This window comes from Sinomicrobium soli (assembly GCF_003285545.1).
GTDB lineage: Bacteria > Bacteroidota > Bacteroidia > Flavobacteriales > Flavobacteriaceae > Sinomicrobium.
Window position 1 is genome coordinate 1 of the sequence record NZ_QLNV01000009.1, and the last position, 18,315, is coordinate 18,315.

The 18,315-nt window shown below is 46.7% G+C and carries 11 protein-coding genes and 1 pseudogene; all 12 read left to right on the top strand.

The window, feature by feature from the left end; genetic code table 11:
* A pseudogene (locus DN748_RS19110) lies at positions 1 to 748 on the top strand (hypothetical protein); the annotation flags it as partial.
* 20 nt (positions 749 to 768) lie between these two features.
* A complete protein-coding gene (locus DN748_RS12720; RefSeq protein ID WP_112372209.1) occupies positions 769 to 1,332 on the top strand; it encodes a hypothetical protein in 564 nt (187 codons plus the stop codon).
* A gap of 331 nt (positions 1,333 to 1,663) precedes the next feature.
* Complete coding sequence (locus DN748_RS12725) at positions 1,664 to 2,203, top strand: DUF6705 family protein (RefSeq protein ID WP_112372210.1); 540 nt, start codon at positions 1,664 to 1,666, stop codon at positions 2,201 to 2,203.
* A 47-nt stretch (positions 2,204 to 2,250) separates the two neighbouring features.
* Positions 2,251 to 2,835: a hypothetical protein gene (locus tag DN748_RS12730; RefSeq protein WP_146746609.1), complete on the top strand. Its 585-nt coding sequence runs from the start codon at positions 2,251 to 2,253 to the stop codon at positions 2,833 to 2,835.
* A 39-nt stretch (positions 2,836 to 2,874) separates the two neighbouring features.
* Positions 2,875 to 5,325 carry a glycoside hydrolase family 2 TIM barrel-domain containing protein gene (locus DN748_RS12735; protein WP_112372212.1) on the top strand — a complete coding sequence of 817 codons (2,451 nt, stop codon included), beginning with the start codon at positions 2,875 to 2,877 and terminating at the stop codon, positions 5,323 to 5,325.
* 382 nt (positions 5,326 to 5,707) lie between these two features.
* On the top strand, positions 5,708 to 6,334 hold the full coding sequence (locus DN748_RS12740; protein WP_112372213.1) for an RNA polymerase sigma factor: 627 nt from the start codon (positions 5,708 to 5,710) through the stop codon (positions 6,332 to 6,334).
* Positions 6,335 to 6,496: 162 nt separating this feature from the next.
* Entirely contained in the window at positions 6,497 to 7,672 is a 1,176-nt protein-coding gene (locus DN748_RS12745) for a FecR domain-containing protein (RefSeq protein ID WP_112372214.1), read from the top strand.
* A gap of 162 nt (positions 7,673 to 7,834) precedes the next feature.
* Positions 7,835 to 11,422 carry a SusC/RagA family TonB-linked outer membrane protein gene (locus DN748_RS12750; RefSeq protein WP_161554556.1) on the top strand — a complete coding sequence of 1,196 codons (3,588 nt, stop codon included), beginning with the start codon at positions 7,835 to 7,837 and terminating at the stop codon, positions 11,420 to 11,422.
* Between the two features lie 26 nt (positions 11,423 to 11,448).
* Positions 11,449 to 12,870 carry a RagB/SusD family nutrient uptake outer membrane protein gene (locus tag DN748_RS12755; protein ID WP_161554557.1) on the top strand — a complete coding sequence of 474 codons (1,422 nt, stop codon included), beginning with the start codon at positions 11,449 to 11,451 and terminating at the stop codon, positions 12,868 to 12,870.
* Between the two features lie 227 nt (positions 12,871 to 13,097).
* Positions 13,098 to 14,219: a TlpA disulfide reductase family protein gene (locus tag DN748_RS12760; protein ID WP_112372217.1), complete on the top strand. Its 1,122-nt coding sequence runs from the start codon at positions 13,098 to 13,100 to the stop codon at positions 14,217 to 14,219.
* Positions 14,220 to 14,276: 57 nt separating this feature from the next.
* A complete protein-coding gene (locus DN748_RS12765) occupies positions 14,277 to 15,419 on the top strand; it encodes a TlpA disulfide reductase family protein (RefSeq protein WP_112372218.1) in 1,143 nt (380 codons plus the stop codon).
* A 20-nt stretch (positions 15,420 to 15,439) separates the two neighbouring features.
* Positions 15,440 to 18,253: a M16 family metallopeptidase gene (locus DN748_RS12770; RefSeq protein ID WP_112372219.1), complete on the top strand. Its 2,814-nt coding sequence runs from the start codon at positions 15,440 to 15,442 to the stop codon at positions 18,251 to 18,253.
* Positions 18,254 to 18,315 lie beyond the last annotated feature (62 nt).

Here is an 18,315-nt window from a genome sequence, read left to right on the forward strand (position 1 = left end):
TTCGGAATGCTACGACGAGTGCATATGGGTTGATGATCCAGATTACCCCGAAGAACCTGATCCTTGCGAAGATGTAGCGAATTGGGATGAATGTTATGGGGATGATGGAGGATATGATCAGCCTTCAGGAGGAGATGGCGAATATATTCCCTTTAATATTACAAACCAATTAACGGGGAAAGCTAATTGTGTATATGGCAAACTTGTAGGAACGGCTTTGGACAATCACAATATAATTAGACAAACATTTATGGATTTTGGTAATGGTCTTAATTATGATCAAAGTCAATTGATATATAAACAACAAGCGGGACTAACTGGCGAAGACGGAAAACCGATTAATGGATCGACTGGAAAAGCAGGGAGTGTTTATACCGTAACTTTGAACTCTGATTTTATAGACAATAGAGCTCCGATTGAAATAGCCAAAACAATTCTTCATGAATCCGTTCACGCTATAATAAGAAGACAGTATAATGTAACCACAGGGGGTTTTTTGGAATATTTTGAGGCGTATGTAAAAGATAAAGTGGGATATAGTATGGAACTTAGCCATGATATAATGAGAGATTATTATATTATTCCTATTGCCAATAATTTAAAGCAATTTGATAACAACCAGGAACCATTTGATTTCTATGAAAATCTTGCGTGGGAGGGACTGCATCAATTTCTTTCGGCTAATGAAATAAGTGCAATAGCGAATGACATTAACTATGCAAGAGGGAAAGGGCTGGATTGTAATTAGATATAATCAATAAGAAGATTATGAAAAAAATATTGCTTATACTAATTTTTTTTGTACTTGGCTTAATAATAATTAATCACAAAAAAGTCGGAAATATATTTTTTAAAGAAAAAGTCTATATCTTATTTGATAGGGAAAGAGATGTATTTAAGAAACCCGACTGGTCCAAATATATCGGATTATTCCCTCCGGATTTTGATCCTGAAAAAGCCAGTGATATTGAGCAGTTGGCCAAACTGAATGAAAAACAGCGAAAACAATACGATAATATTAGGAAAATATTGTATAAATACCCACGGAAGGTAATATCTTTTACTAATGAAAATAGAAAATATGTTATCATGCTGTCTTCTAAAGAGGCCATAGAGTATACAATAATAAGTACAAAACCTGTGGATTATGAAGAAAGTAAGAGTTTCGATGTCATCCCTGTGGATTCTGTAGTAAATATTACTCCCGGGGTAAGGTTTGCACATTCTGAAGAAAAGAATAATAATTTACTGTTTAATATTATTGAAATAGATAGCATTAATAAAAAAGCGTTTATTAGTCAAGTAAAACCAATTATTGTGGAGTATGATTAGGGTATGAATATTGGGAAGAAAGTATAGTCATTCATTTTTATTTTTCCGGGAGCCGGAGTTTCCCAATCCCTGCATAATAATAGTTCCAACACCAATGCAACTTTATATGGATTTAGCTTGGGAGGGATTAAATCATAGTAGTATTGCCGCTTGGCAAAATATAGCATCCGAACAAGAAAGAGACAGAATAGATCAAACTATTTCAAATTATATTACCCAATATAAAAATGAAAATTGTACGCCATGAAAGCACTTGCTCATTTGTTTATATTTTTATTCGTTACAATAGTGTCTTATGTGCAGGAAAAATAAACATTGAAAAATAAAAGAGATGAGAAGTGTAAAAACAATATGGAAAAAAAGCGGGGTTTTCGTTGTTTTGGCGATGTGTTCAGGTCTTGTACACGCGCAAACCCCACCCCAACCAGGGGATAATATCCTTGATCCCGAATCGGATAAATTTATCGGGGAATGGCGATGGGTAAACGGGCAGGACACCTTGGAAATAAGCCTGAAAAAAGGGAACATCGCCGACCCGTTTGGTGTGGGGTATCGGCTCGATGTGTTAATCGGATTTCACCGGTATAAAAAAGGAAACACCGTCATTGAAAGTTCATATGCCAATATTTCAACAGATGCCGCTGATAAAAAATGGACGCTGTTAGGTGGCTCAGACAATGATGACGCAATGGTATTTTCAGGAAGGCTTAAAGATATATCCAAAAATAAATCCGGAAACTTGCGAATGGTACTAAATGCAGACAGGACGCAGTTAACATGGGAACTGAGCAACAGTGAAGGGGTCCGGATTGGAGAGTATGACTGGGGTTTTACGCTTCCCAAACAATTAACGCTGCACAAGGTAGATTAGGTGCAAAGTCATCCGTATGTTAGGATTGTTTTTAAACTATGGCAAACATGAATAAATTAATAATTCTGGCAATTTTTAAAAGAACAACAACATTCTTTTGTGGTGTTTTTTTCTGTTTATCATCATATTCGCAAACCATAGATATTAAGGAAATTAATGTGGGAGATTCTATCCTGAAGGAACAGATAAAAGCATATATAGTTGATACAAAAAAAAGAAATACCCTGTTTTCCAAACGAGGATATATGGAAGTAAGACTATTATACTCAAATAATGAAGCAATTAAGGACCAATTAAAATTAAGTTATAGAATTAAAGATCAATATTACAATATACATGTTCGGAGACCATCCGAATTCCCGATATTCTATGGATACATCTCTGACAAATTGGTATTATTTTATGATCTTATGCCTGGTTTGATTTGTGCTTCAGATATTTCTAAGAGAAGCAGGCGACGTTTATCTAAGAGGATTAAACCTTATTTAAAGGAAAGAGAACATATTATAGCAAAAGACAGTGAAGGAAATGTAATAATTAATGACAGAGATTTTGTTGACGAAACCTATAATATTCATGGAGGTATCATATTGAAAATATACAATGATGGGAAATGGGAAGTTGAGCATTAAAACGAATGGTCAGCATTAAGAAATATAAAAGTAAGGTTAATGAACAAATTACATATAACATTATTACTTTTTAGCACAGTATTGTTTTCCTGTTCCGATCCTGTAGTTTCCGGTCCGGCAAGGGAACAGAGATCTCTCGATCACCATTGGCGCTTTTATCCCGGGGACGTGAGTGATGCCCATCAAAAGGATTTTGACGACAGCACATGGCGGATGCTCGATCTTCCGCACGACTGGAGTATCGAAGGAGCATACGACAAAAATAACCCGGCCGGGATTGCCGGGGCTTTTTTGCCTACGGGGATCGGATGGTACCGGAAAGCGATCGACTATCAGCCGGAATGGGACAACAGGAGGGTCGCCATTCTTTTTGACGGGGTGTATATGAACTCGACAGTGTATATCAACGGCAAGGTATTGGGAACACGCCCCTATGGCTATATCGGGTTTCAGTACGACCTGACCGATTACCTCGTGCCGGGAAAGAATGTCATTGCCGTAAAGGTGGATCATTCGAAAGCTCCCAGTGGAAGGTGGTACACGGGATCAGGGATCTATCGCCATGTCAATCTCCTGGTAACGGGACAGCTTCACCTGTCCAGGCACGGAGTTCAGGTACAGAGCGAGCTGGAACGCCTGGACCTGGCCACGGTACGTATCACATCTACCCTTGAAAACCATTCCTCCGGACCCGGATCTGTAGTGCTGCACCAGATCTTAAGGGATAAGGAAGGACGCGTTGTGCACGAACAGCGGTCGGAAAAAACCGCGATCGACCGGGAGGAAGTAGTCGATCAGCAATTCACGCTTGAAGATCCCCTGTTGTGGTCTGCCGAAAGCCCCGAAAACCGGTATGTGCTGGAAACAAGGGTGTTGGATGGCCGGGAGAATGTCATTGATGAGGTTTCCAATGTCATCGGTTTCAGGAAAATAGAAGTATCCGCAGAAAAAGGGCTGCTGGTCAACGGGAAAAAGACGATTATAAAAGGGATGTGTATGCATCACGATGCCGGTCCCGTAGGAGCGGCAGTCCCGGAAGATGTATTGCGCAGAAGGCTGGAGCTGCTCAAACAGATGGGATGCAATGCCATAAGGACCACTCATAACCCCTTTGCCCCCGAATTTTACAGGATGTGTGATGAAATGGGGTTTTATGTCATGGATGAGGCCTTCGACGGCTGGGAAGTGGCCAAGGCCGAGCACGATTACGGCAATTATTTCGAGGAGTGGTGGCAGCAGGATCTCACCGAGTTCATTAAAAGGGATATGAACCATCCGAGTGTGATCTTCTGGAGCATAGGCAACGAGGTACGGGGCTTTACGGATAAGCGGCAACACGAACTGGTCGGTTTTATTGAACGGCTCGACCCTACCCGCCCGGTTACCCAGGGAGAAGGAAGCGAGGGAACGGCCATCGGGATAGCCGGGATGAACGGGCATGGAGAAATGAAAGGAGCCATAGCTGACTTCCACCGGAAACATCCCGGAAAACCCATTATCGGTACCGAGATCACCCACACCTATCAGACCCGGGGAGTGTACAGGACCAGAACCAGCTACCGGAGACGGGATTTTCCGGCCCCCTGGGAGCAGGGGCAATCCTTTGACGGGTTGAAAGACAAAATATACCTCATTCCCGACCTTTCCGAAAAGGAGGTCTTTCCCGAATCCGGACTTCCCTACCAGTCTTCTTACGACAATTCGATTGTCCGGATGGGGATCAGGGACTATTGGAGGGAAACCAAAGACAAGCCGTATTTTCTCGGAGCATTCCGGTGGACGGCATTCGACTACCTCGGGGAATCCTTCGGGTGGCCGGCACGTACGGCTCCTTTCGGCATTATGGACCTGTGCGGATTTCCGACGGATAATTATTACCTGTACCAGAGTATCTGGAGCGATAAGCCCATGGTACACCTGTTGCCGCACTGGACGCATCCTGGCAAGGAAAATGTAAAGATCCCCGTAGTGGTCTATACCAACACCGGGGGTGCCGAGCTTTTCCTGAACGGGAAGTCCCTGGGCAGAAAGATGCTGAAAGAAGATGAACTGCAACTGGTATGGCAGGTGCCCTATCAGCCTGGTGAGCTGAAGGTGGTTGCCCGTACCGATGCAGGAAAGGAAATCACAAAAAGCTATAAGACGGCCGGTACTCCTGCTGCCGTAAAGATCAGTACCGATCGTACGGGGCTGTCGTACAAAGAAGGAGATGTCGCTCACCTGGAAATCACTATTGTGGACGACAAGGGAACAGAGGTCCCCCAGGCCAACCGCAAGCTTCATATTGAAGTCAGTGGCGGAGGCAGATGCCTCGGATTGGAAAACGGGGATATACTCGATCATACCCCACACCAAAGCCCGTACAGGAAGACTTTCAACGGAAAGCTGCTCGCACTGGTCGGGGCCGACGACACAGCACAGGATATCGGAATCACGGTATCCGGAGAGGGATTGGCCCCGGCCCGGCTGACCCTGGAAAAACTGGATTAGAGCGGGAAATATAATATGGCCTGTATTTTTGCGATGTGGCAATAATTTGTTTTTCTTCTTGCCGATTCCGGAAATTCCACCCGGAGGGGGAAGGTATTTTTTGTGGTGGGCACAAAAAATAAACCTTTCGGATTCTCCCGAATGACTTCTTATAAGCCCGGGAATTTATTATATCTTTAAAATATTCCTAATTTTGGGTTAAATATGCACTGGTCAATCTACTGTTGCCTGGAAAATGTCACATGCTCAGGTCAGTGATAATGCCCCTTTGAAACAGAATACTGCTTAGAGACATATGGGCAGATATGCTGCAATGGTATGATGCTGAAAAGGAGAACACGGGCTATATCCGGGTTTTTGGTAAACATAGGGAAAGACGGTAATGAAAGCAGATTTCAGATTGGATTACGGGGTATCCGAAGAATCCGGACAAGAGGGGAAACACCCCCCGGGGGCGTTGTCTCCGGATGCGTTGCTCTGGACCAGGTTTCAATCCGGTGATCCGGATGCTTATGAGGAGATATATGTAAAACATATTCCTTCCCTATACCGTTATGGCCTGCGGCTTACGGACGATCCGGACCTGGTGAAGGACAGTGTACAGGAAATTTTTATGGAGCTTTGGGACAAGAGGGAAAACCTGGGTAAAGTCAGTGCTATCCGTCCGTACCTCTATACCGTATTGCGCAGGAAACTCCTGGCCCGGGCACAGGGAAACGCCAGATGGCTTCAGCTGGAAGAAGAGAATGAAAACCAGCTTCAGGCAAGCGGCTCTCCGGAAAGTGAAATTATCGAATCGGAACGGTCTGCAATACTATCCGGAAAACTTCGGGAAGCCGTAAAAAAGCTGAACCCGCGTCAGCAGGAACTCCTTCACCTGAAATACCATGCCCGGCTGAACAATATGGAAATCGCGGAGATCACCGGGATGCATTCCAAAAAAGTATCATACCATATCAGGACAGCTATCGGGATCCTTCAGGGGATGATGTATGGAAAAGACCTGTAAATTGGATTTACTTCAATAAAAAGGCCCTTTTTATCTTGTTGTCTTATAGTGCTTTGTGATTTGTTCTGAAAAAAATGAATTTTTTTTTCGGAAAAAACGGAAACCTCCCCTCTCTATATATAAAGGCAATTCCTTTTTTTTAGTGTAAAGAGACCAGTCACCATGAAATACGAAAAATTTCAGGAAGAAGATTTTATAGCGGATGATGATTTCCTGCAGTGGGTATGGTACCCGGATCAGCAGAACGAGTTGTTCTGGAGCCGTTTCCTCGAAGAGTACCCGGAAAAGCAGAATACGGTGCAGCGTGCCAGGGAGCGCGTGTTGTCATTATCTGAAGAGGAGGATGTACCGGGGGAGGTCTTTTCGGAAATCAGGGATAATATCAGGAAATATACCCATGCGGAACCGGAACGGAAGAGAAGGAGATTATTCGGTACGGCATTTATAAAATATGCCGCTGCTGCGGTGATCCTGTTGGGTGTTGCCGGAGGGCTGCTGTTTTTCGATGGCCGGGAGCAGGAGAAGGCTCCGGTTCAGCTTGTGGCCGGGTCGGGAAAAGCCATGCTCACGCTCGATAACGGGGAAGTGATCGAACTTTCGGAGGAAACCGAATACCAAAGCGGAGGGGTACAGGTAAAGAACAGGCAGTTGCTTTACGACCGCAGGGAGGCCCCTTCGGAGGCATTGAGTTATCATTACCTCACCATTCCCAGGGGAGGAAAATTTACGGTGGCATTGCCTGACGGAACCAAAGTATGGCTCAATTCGGATTCGAAACTGAAATACCCGGTTCATTTCAGGTCCGGGCAGCCCCGCGAAATAGAACTGTTGTACGGAGAAGCCTATTTCGAAGTGTCGCACAGTACGGAACATGACGGAGATTCTTTCCGGGTGATTACCGGAAACCAGGATGTTGAAGTGCTGGGGACACAATTCAATATCAGGGCTTATCCCGAAGAAAGCGAGGTGTATACAACCCTTTCCGAAGGAAGTATAGCCGTGAGCAACGGGGAGGAACATGCAGTGATTATGCCGGGACAGCAGGTGATTACCGGAAAACCCGGTATACCGATGAGGATAAAGGATACAGATACCGGGTATGCCGCGGCCTGGAAAAACGGCCTGTTTGTGTTTGAAAAAGAAACCCTGGGCAGAATGATGGACGAGCTGTCCAGGTGGTATGATGCGGAAGTTGTATTTGAACATCCCGAAAAGGCTGCCTACCGCTTTTCCGGTGAACTGAAAAGGGATGAAGACATCAGGCTCCTGCTCGATAACCTGGAACAGACCGGTGAGGTCGGATTTGAAATAAACGGAAAGACAATCACCATAAAATAGACAGTAAAAAAAGGAATTAAAGTTCGCACCTTCCACAGCAACAAACTGAAATTCCTTTATGTGATTATTTAAAACAATGTTTAATTAACCTTCTACAAATTTATGAAAATTAATTTTACCAGCCTCCGCGGTTTCCCGTGCCGCGGCTTTTACAAATTCTTTATGAGAACGTTTGTATTTCTGCTTTGTAACGCCGCGTTGGCATTGAATTCCGGTATCGGGTTTTCCCAGGATGCCCCGATTGTTGTCGATGAAAGCAAAACTCTTTCCCTGGAAGAAGTTTTTACCTTGATCCGGACACAGACTGATTATCAATTTGTTTACCGTTACGACAGTATTAAAGATGCTCCTCCCGTGTCGGTGGAACAGGGTGTTATAAAAACCTCAGAACTTCTGAAAAGGAGCCTGGAAAGGTCGGGGTTGACCTTTAAATTCAAGGATAATACTGTAATTATCAGTAGAGAAAAAGAAATTCCGGCTCCGAAACAGGCCGTGATCGATGTTACCGGTACGGTGAGAGACACTCTCGGGATGCCTTTGCCCGGGGTTACCGTTCTGGTCAAAAACACGGACAAGGTGGTAGCTGCCGATATGGAAGGAGCATTCCGGATTGCCAATGTCCGCATCGGCGCTACTATAGTATTCAGCCATATGGGGTTTATGGAGCGTGAGGTGATTATTTCTCCCGAAAATGCAGAAAATATGGTGGTTGTACTCCGCGAAGATGTCAACGAACTGGAAGAGGTGGTTCTTGTCTCTACAGGATATCAGACCATTTCCAAGGAAAGAAGTACAGGTTCTTTTTCAAAACCGGACATGGAGGTATTTGAGAACCGAAGTAGTAGTATGAATGTGGCCGAACGGTTGGATGGCCTTGTGCCGGGACTTACAGTAAACAGAAGCCCGGGCGCAGAATTGTTCAACCCGTTGTTGATACGGGGCTTGTCTACCCTGTCATTGCTTCAGACCAGTCCGCTGATCGTTGTAGATGGTATTCCAGTTGCCGATATATCAACACAGACGAACAGTGATGTGGCCTTGTCGGGGCTGCTGAATATCAATCCGCAGGATATCAGGGACATTACCGTGCTGAAAGATGCTACTGCAGCTTCTATATGGGGAGCCCGGGCAGCCAACGGAGTGATCGTGATCAATACGAAAAAAGGATCTTCGGCCGGAGGAGTGGAATTCCAGTACGATGCTTTCGTGACTATGGAGGGACGCCCGGACCTGGATTATCTGCGTACACTGGACAGCAAAGACTTTATACGTGTTGCAGAAGAAATTTTTGATCCCGAACGCAATGTCTACGAAGAAGTTACCGGGTATACCACTTCGGGCAACGGGGTCTCTCCCCACGAACAGATCCTTTACGACCGTTATCGGGGCACAATTAGTGTAGCGACCGCCGGACGGCGCCTGGATAGCCTGAGTGCTATCAATAACAGAGGGCAGATCAAAAATTTGTGGTATCGCCCGTCTGTATTGACCACACATACTTTATCCGTATCTGCCGGTAAGAAGGGGTATACCTTTTATGGCTCGGGAAACTACACCAGTACGCAAAGTCATAGTCCGGGAGAAAAGAACAACCGCTATAAGCTGAACCTGAGACAGAATTTCGAAGTGGGAAAGCGGTTTAAATTTGATCTGATCACGGACCTTACCTATCAGGACAGATACTCTCCCAACAACATACAGGCAGACAGCCGTTTTCTGCCTTATCAGCTGTTCAGGGATGCTGATGGGAACAATATCGACATGTCATTTATGACTGAACTGAACGATTCGATACGAGGGGTGTATGAAGACGCAAGCCGGCTGGACCTGGGGTATACACCGCTTGACGAAACCGGCTATGCCTATACTAAAAACAAGACCAAGTCTATACGGAACATCCTGGGAGTTGAGGTAGATATAATAGACGGGTTAACTTTTCAGGGAAAATACGGCTATACTTCAAATACGGTAGATAACGAAGAATATACGGATCACCTGGCGATAAGACAGCGGACAGAAGTGGCCGAATTTGCCGTAGTGTCCTCACCGGGGGCAGAACCGGTATATTATCTGCCGGCTACCGGGGGAAAATACACCACCAGGAACACCGGTGTGGAGGCCTGGACGGTAAGGAATCAGTTGTCTTATGTAAAGAGCTGGAACGACAGGTTACACCAGCTCAACCTGATCGCGGGACAGGAGGCACAGGAACAGGTGAGTGTACTCAAATACAGTAGTGTAAGGGGGTATGACGATCGGTTACAGAGTTATGAACAAATTGACTACGGCGCACTGGCCAGGGTAGATAACGTGGTAAAACCTAATCAATATAACCTCCCCGAATACGGACTGGTTTTCAGCAGTCTCGACGGTGAAAGGTATTTCGGGCGTAGTGAAAGTACTACCAGGTTTGCTTCCTATTACGGCAATGCTGCCTATACCTATAATCAGAAGTATTCAATCAATGCCAGTATACGGAACGACCAGAGCAATCTTTTCGGACTCGACAAGTCGGCACAGAACAAACCAGTCTGGAGCGGAGGAGTCAAATGGGATATAGGAAAAGAATCCTTTCTCCAGGAAGTGTCCTGGGTCCATATGCTGGGGATAAGGGCTACTTATGGTATAGCCGGAAACGCGCCAAGACCGGGAACAGCAGCGTCTTTTGATATCCTGACCCCGGTAGCCTCTATCTTTTTCCCGGAAACCGGGTTGAGAATCTCAACACCTGGTAACCGTAAACTAAGCTGGGAACGCACTGCCACGAAGAACTTCGGGATAGATTTCGCATTTCTGGGACGTATTTCCGGTTCTATAGACTATTATGACCGCAGAACCTCTGACCTTTTGGGGGTTATTCCCACCAACCCTTTTACGGGATACAGCAGTGTTACAGGCAATCTGGGAGACCTTAAGAACAAAGGGGTTGAAATATCACTGAATACAAGGAATATAGTGTTTAAGGATTTTGCATGGAGTTCGAACCTGAACATAGCTTTTAATGAAAACAGAATTACCTATCTCAACGTGATCGATGAAACTACCTCTGGAGATATCAGGGTCGGGCAACAGTTTGTAACAGGTTATCCTTCTTTTGCGCTCTTTGCCTATGATTACGCCGGGCTTGATGCCAATGGCGATCCCCAGGTAAGGCTGGCAGATGGTACGGTGACTACAGAGCCCAATGTCACCACTCCCGACGACATCAAGCTGATGGGTACCACCCAGCCGAAATGGAACGGAGGTTTTGGAAACACTTTCCGGTATAAGAATATTTCTTTGAATATCAATACGGTTTACAGCCTCGGTCATGTGATGCGAAGGGATGTGAATAATTTCTATTACGGTACGCGACTGGATGCTGCCAACTATAGTTTTATTTCCGGAAATATCAATGAAGATTACCTCGACAGGTGGCAGCAACCGGGTGATGAAGCCTATACCGATATCCCCCGTCACCAGGATGTAGGCGACGGTTCACGCAATACCAATTATTATACGCTTGGAGACCATAATGTGATCAGCGCTTCATATATCAAGATCAGGGATATTAACCTGGTCTATCGACTACCTAATACCCTTTTCGGTAATACAGGCATCCAACAGATTACCGTAAGAGGACAGGTGTCCAATATTTTGTTGTGGGCGGATAACAAGTACGGGATAGACCCGGAGTATCATTATTACGGCGGGAGCCGGGTCTTGAGATATGGGCAGAGTCTGACCCTGGGATTAAATGTAAGATTCTGATGACTTGTACACAAAATTTAAAAGAGATGAAAAATATATATAAGAGATATTATAAGGTGCTTTTTGGAATTCTTGGAATAATGATATATAGCTCCTGCTCTGATGAGTTCCTTGAGGTCGTCCCCAAAGGGCAGCTGATAGGTGAAAAGGTGGTAGATTACGACAAGATGTTTTACAACCTGAATCTCATAAATATGACTTCGACCAATGCACAGGTTCCGCTTGGCGCAGAACTTGTTGCCTTCGAGCCTTATATTAGCGGCTCGGGCCTTCGCACGCAGCGGCTGTACCGTTGGGAAGCAGAGGTTTACAACGACGGTGACAATGCTGCGGAACTGGAGAATACCATGGAGAATATTTATATCTATAACAAGATTATCAATGAAGTTATGGAGGCCACGGAGGGTTCAGAAGCCGAAAAGCGTTCGTTGCGGGCTGAAGCGTTGGCCGGTAGGGCATGGACCTATTTCCTGCTGATCAATTATTACGGACTTCCGTATAACGAAGGGACGTCGGCTACGGATGCGGGATTTCCCATTGTAGAGGTAGCAGATCTTGTAGCCTCGGATTTCCGGCGCGCTACGGTACAGGAAGTCTATGATTTTATAGTGGACGACCTGACCACTGCACTGCAGGACCTTCCGGCACAGGTACCCAGCAGGTTCAGGTTTTCACAGGCGGCAGGGAAAGCATTGTTGGGAAAGGTATACACCTTTATGGGGAAGTTTGAAGAAGCCTCCCCATTGCTGACAGAAGCCCTTGATCAGATAGAGGATACAGGTACAGAAGTACGACTTCTGGATTATAATGAGGGTTATAGTAATCCCCGTGTAGACACCGATCCCGAAGGGATATACGGGAAGCAGTTTTCCAATAACTGGGCTAATACAGCCAGTGAGCTGGTGGTAAATCCCGAAATCATGGCACTGTTTGATGAAAGTGATCTGCGGCTGGAATACCTGTATACAGAAACGGCACAAAATGGTAATGAATACCCCCTGGAAGGCGTGTTCAGAAAACAGATAGGAACAGGGCAAACCTTCTTCGGGGTACGGGTACAAGAGGTGTATTTGTTCCTGGCAGAAGTAAAGTGCCGCCTTGGGGACCTCACAGCAGCGGTGAGTATACTCGAAGAATTCCGTAAGCACCGTATGCCGGAAGAAAATGCTATAGTCCCGCAGGAGATTGCTGCAGACCGTGAAACCCTGCTGCGCTTTGTCTTTGACGAACGGCTCCGGGAATTTGCAGCACAGGGAGTGTACTGGTTTGATATGAGAAGGTTAACCGTAGACCCCGATATTCCCGTGCCGGTATCGTCTTATACTCATACGATCTACGATACCGACGGATCGGTAAAGGGAGAATACCAGCTTACCAAAGAACGGCTGGTGCTCCGGTTCCCGAAAACCGTGACTGATCAGAATCCCAACCTGGAGAACAATCCCTGACCGCATTTTGTCGTTCCGACCGTAGTGGAGGGATCTCCGGGTTTTCCGCTATACTGTTGTAAGTTCTTCGGTCTGTCACTGAGATTCTTCGACTGCGATGCGCTCCCCCGATGCTCGGGACAGGCTGCTTAGCATGAAAATAGCGCTGTCATTCCGGCAGCAGGAGGAATCTCAGTCTGGATATTGTGCCTCAAATAAAAGCATAGTATAAATTTAAAATTAATGAAATGAAAAATAGTTGTTTTCTTGCTGCTGCCATGATGACTCTGATATCCTGTAAGGATAAAAGCCAGGCTGAAGGATTTATAATCAAGGGGACCCTGAACGATCTTCCCGAGGCATCCATGGCTCTACTTTCCTATACGGAGAATGAAGTTGAAGTTGTCGATTCGGTACCGGTAAAGAACGGAGCCTTTTCCTTTGAAGGAAAGGTCGATGCCCCGGCACAGGCCTATATCAGTATACGGCACGGTGATATATTTCCCGAAGCGTCGTGGGACAGAGATACTTTTCACTTCTTTATTGAGAATACGGAAATGCGACTTGTTTCGAAAGATTCCATCAAAAGAGCAACCCTTGAGGGTTCCCTGCTCAATGCAGAGGCTGACACTTTGAATTCGGCGGTAAGCCCGCTGCGGCAAAAAATTCAGGAATTGAGCTTTTCCCTACAGGGAAAACCCAAGGATTCTGCCTATATGGCTACCGTGGATACGATCAAGGCAACAGGAGAGAAAGCGGAAACCACAGTAAGGGAGTTTATCGAAAACCATCGCAATTCGTATATAGCCCTGCGCGCTTTTGCCAATTATGAAATGGGTTATGATTTTGATCCTGCAGTGGCGGAAAGGGAATACGACCAGTTTGGAGAAACCATAAAAAACACGCCGCTGGGGAAAAAAGTCAGTGCTAAAATAGCGCTGGCAAAGAAGACGGCGATCGGGCAGAAAGTGATAGATTTTACCCAGGAAAACCTTTCTGGGGAGGCTTTCACCTTAAGTTCCCTGAGGGGAAAATACGTGCTGGTCGATTTCTGGGCCAGCTGGTGTGTGCCGTGCAGGATGGAAAACCCCCATGTGTTAAAGGCCTATGAGCAATTCGGAAATCAAAACTTTGAAATCGTGGGCGTTTCACTCGATGAAAAACGGAAAAACTGGGAGCATGCTATTGAAAAAGACGGTTTGCCCTGGATACACGTCAGCGACCTGAAAGGGTGGAAAAATGAAGTGGCACAACAGTATGGAGTTACTGCCGTTCCGCAGAATCTGCTGATAGACCCGGAAGGTATCATAGTGGCCAAAAACCTGAGGGGAGAAGAACTTTCCGAGCGTTTGTCCGCTGTTTTCAACTGAGGAACCCCGTTCTTGATGTTGTGTTGCTGAAGTTTCGTTTAACTAAAATTTATCAGAATGAAAAAATACCTGTATATCAGCCTCGTTTTCACCTTGCTTTCCGGAGCATGCAAAGACCATAAGGGAACCAAGACCCCGGATGGGGGCTATACCCTTACCGGTACCGTAAAAAACCTGCCCCCGGCTTCACTGGTCATACTGTCGTATCAGCAGAACGACAGCACCGTGGCCGATACCGCTGTGATAGAAAACGGCAGGTTTACTTTCGGCGGAAAGGTCGTACATCCGTCGGAAGCCATGCTGCAATTGCGCCACGGAAGCCGTTTTCCCGAAAAGATGTGGGAAAGCGATACGTACCGCTTTTTTATAGAGAACAGCACCATGCAGCTAACCACAGAAGATTCATTGAAAAATGCGGTTTTAAAAGGTTCCGTCCTTACCGGTGAAGCGATTGAAATAGAAAACCGTATACGTCCCCTTACCGATGAGATCATAGCCCTGCAAAACCGTATGGACGGCAGAAGCAGGGAAGAAAAACTGATAACGTATGACACTGTTCAGGTTTATGTAGACAGCATACGTAATGTAACACACCGGTTTATCATGTCTCACCCGGATTCCTATGTGGCATTGCAACGTTTTTTACGCCACGAGCTGCCCAAGAACTTTGACCCCGATGAAGCCGATAAAAATTTTAATACCCTGTTTGGTGAAACCCTGCGACAGACCCCGACAGGGAAGCTTATAGCCGAAAAGATCGCCATAGCCAAAAAGTCGGATATCGGTAAAGTGGCCATGGATTTTACCCAGGAAACCCTTGAAGGAGAGCCGTTTACCCTGAGTTCCCTGAGAGGAAAATACGTGCTGGTCGATTTCTGGGCCAGCTGGTGCAAGCCCTGCAGGGCCGAAAACCCGTTTGTGGTGAAGGCATATGAAAAATATAAGGAGGATAATTTCGAGATCGTAGGCGTGTCGCTCGACGCCGGGAAAGAGGCGTGGAAAGCCGCGGTGGAAAAAGACGGGCTTCCCTGGATTCACGTCAGCGACCTCAAATACTGGAAAAATGAAGTGGCCGTGCAGTACGATATCAATTCCGTGCCTTCCAGTTTCCTGGTAGACCCGGAAGGGGTTATTATAGCCAAAAACCTTAGGGGGAAAGCTCTGGAAGACAAACTGGCCGAAATTTTTCCAGATAAATAAATATCAAAAGCATCCTTCTTATGAGACGTTACTTCTCCCTGTTCCGCATTTTTTTTCCGGGGGTACTGTTGATGGCAGGGCTTCAATCCGCCACCGGGCAGCAAGATACGCCCGGGCCGTTCCGCGCTGTCGCCCTGGCTTCCGGGGTTCTGGATAACGGCCTGCACTACTATATCATGCACAATGAAAACCCGGAGAAAAGGGCTGCGTTTTATTTTGCGCAGCATGTAGGCTCTGTGCAGGAGGAAGATTCCCAGCGGGGCCTGGCTCATTTCCTGGAACATATGGCCTTTAACGGGACCCTGCACTATCCGGGCAAGGAGATGCTGAAATTCCTGGAAAAGAACGGGATTAAATTCGGGGAAGAGATCAATGCATTTACCGATTACGACAAAACGGTGTACAGTATACGGAATGTGCCCGTGCATAACGAGAGTGTCCTGGATTCCGTATTACTGATACTGCACGACTGGTCTGGCGGTCTTACCCTCTCTGAAGAGGAGATCGACATGGAGCGGGGTGTGGTGCGGGAAGAATGGCGCACGAGATATCATACCCGGAAACGTGTAGCCGACAGCGTTAAAAACCGCGGTTTGCTCCGGGGTTCCAGGTATGCGGAGCGCATACCCATAGGGAAGATGGAGGTCATCGACAATTTTGAATACCAGGAGCTTCGCGACTATTACCGGAAGTGGTACCGGCCCGATCTGCAGGCGGTGATTATTGTGGGGGATATCGACGCCGGGAAGATGGAGGAGAAGGTCAGAAAACGGTTTTCAGGCATACCCCTTCGGGAGGGGCTTCCGGAACGCCTGCAATTCGACGTTCCCGTCGATGATGCATTTACCTATATCAATATCACCGACAAGGAACTCGGTCCCCCCGATATTGAATTCTATATCAAACACTCAGTAACATACCACCCCGGTGAAGAAGAAGAGATCAGGAGCAGTATAAAATCCGGTCTTGTCCATACTGTGCTTAACCGGCGGTTGGCACGGATGTCCGGCCGGCCGGACAGTCCGGTGTTGTCGGCGCGTTTCGATATCGAAGAAGTGGCAGGCCCTCTCGAAGTCCTGAAAATGACGGTCAAACCTAAAAAAGACAGTATCCTTCCGGCCCTGGAATTTGCGCTTTCCGAATTAAAGAGAATGGCGATATACGGGGCCACTGATGAAGAGTTTGACCACGTGAGATCTGTTTCCCTACGCAGCCTTGAACCTGGTGCCGGGGCTTCCCGCGGCCAGAGTCATGTATATCTTGCCATTAAGCTATATGAAACCTTTTTTAAAAATCAGCAACTGCCGGACCCTGACTGGGAACGGGATTTCCGAGGGGCATACCTGCAACAGCTCCATGCCGATAGCCTTACCGCCTTTCTCAACTCGTATTATACCGAAAAAGGAAATGTAGTAGCCATAACAGGATGGGAAAAGACACAGTATCCTGCCGAAAAAGAAATTTTGAAGGTTTTTGAAAGTGTACGCAACTCCCTGCCGGAACCCTACCGGGAAAGAGAAGTGCATGCAACACTGGAAATGCCGCCGGTGCCCGGGGGAGAAATTGTCAGGGAAACGTATGCAGACAGTGCGGGCAGTATAAACTACGTATTGTCAAACGGAGCCAGGGTACTCCTGTATAAAACGGACGGGGACAATGAAGGAATATATTTCGAAGCGTTCAGTCCCGGAGGGAGATCGGCCCTGGACGAAAACCTGTTGCCCAATGCCCTCTTTGCCACCGTATTTTCCGGGGCTTCCGGCCTTGCCAACCTCGATAATACAGCGTTGCGGCAATCGGAAAAGGTTATTCCCGTAAAGGTAACCATAGACGAATATGAAGAATCCTTGTCCGGACATGCGGCGGCAGGTAACCTGGAAAAACTGCTTCGCGGTGTATTCCTCGCCTTTACGGCCCCGAGGTTCGATCCGGAAGTATTTGACGGTACCAGGCAGCAGCTGGAAATGCTCCGGGCCACCCTTAAGGGAAATGCGCAAAGCATATTGGGCGATTCGATGCAGCGGGCCATAAACAATTACAGCAGTCGAACCGTACTCTTTGATGAGAAGCTGATGGACAAGCTGTCGATGCCGGATGTGGAAGCGGTTTACCGCGACCGTATCCGCAATGCCGCCGATTTCGAATTCGTATTTATGGGAAATCCGGACAGCCTGCAGTTCCGGGAGCTGGTCAAAAAATATATCGGGAGCATCCCCGGAGATGCCCGGATGCGGGAAGTACCGGAAGATCACGGCATGAAACCGGAAAGGGGTACACGTAATGTGCACCTGGTAACCGCCATGCAATCGCCCAAATCGGTGGTGAGTATTCACCTTGAAAGAGCGATAGACGATACCCCCGAAAACCGGTTGCTGCTGGAAATTACCGGGAAACTCCTGAATAAACGTTATATGGAGCGGATACGGGAAGATGAAGGCGGTACTTATGGCGTTAAAGTAACTTCCGGGCTTTTGCATGTGCCCGAAGAACACTTGACCCTGGATATCCGCTTCGACTGTAACCCTGAAAAGACCTCCCGGCTGGTGGCCATAGTCTATGAAGAGCTGGAAGAGTTGCAGCAAAAAGCAGATGCCACATCGCTGGCGGAAATAAAGAACCAGATGAAAAAGGAAATTTCGGAAAAGGTGGGCCATACCACTGCCCGTTTTGAAGAGATCATGCATAGTGCCAGGACAGGCATCCCGGTACCCGACGCCGGTCTGCCGAAAGCCATCGATGCCGTATCTGCACAGGATATCACGGAATTTGTTACAAAAATGATGGATGACCCCGCCATAGTGGAAGGGGTGCTGATGCCTGAAGAAAAGAGATAAAAAACGGACGGTTTTCAAGTAATGAATCCGTAATCTCCGGGTTGATCTCTCAAAACCACAGT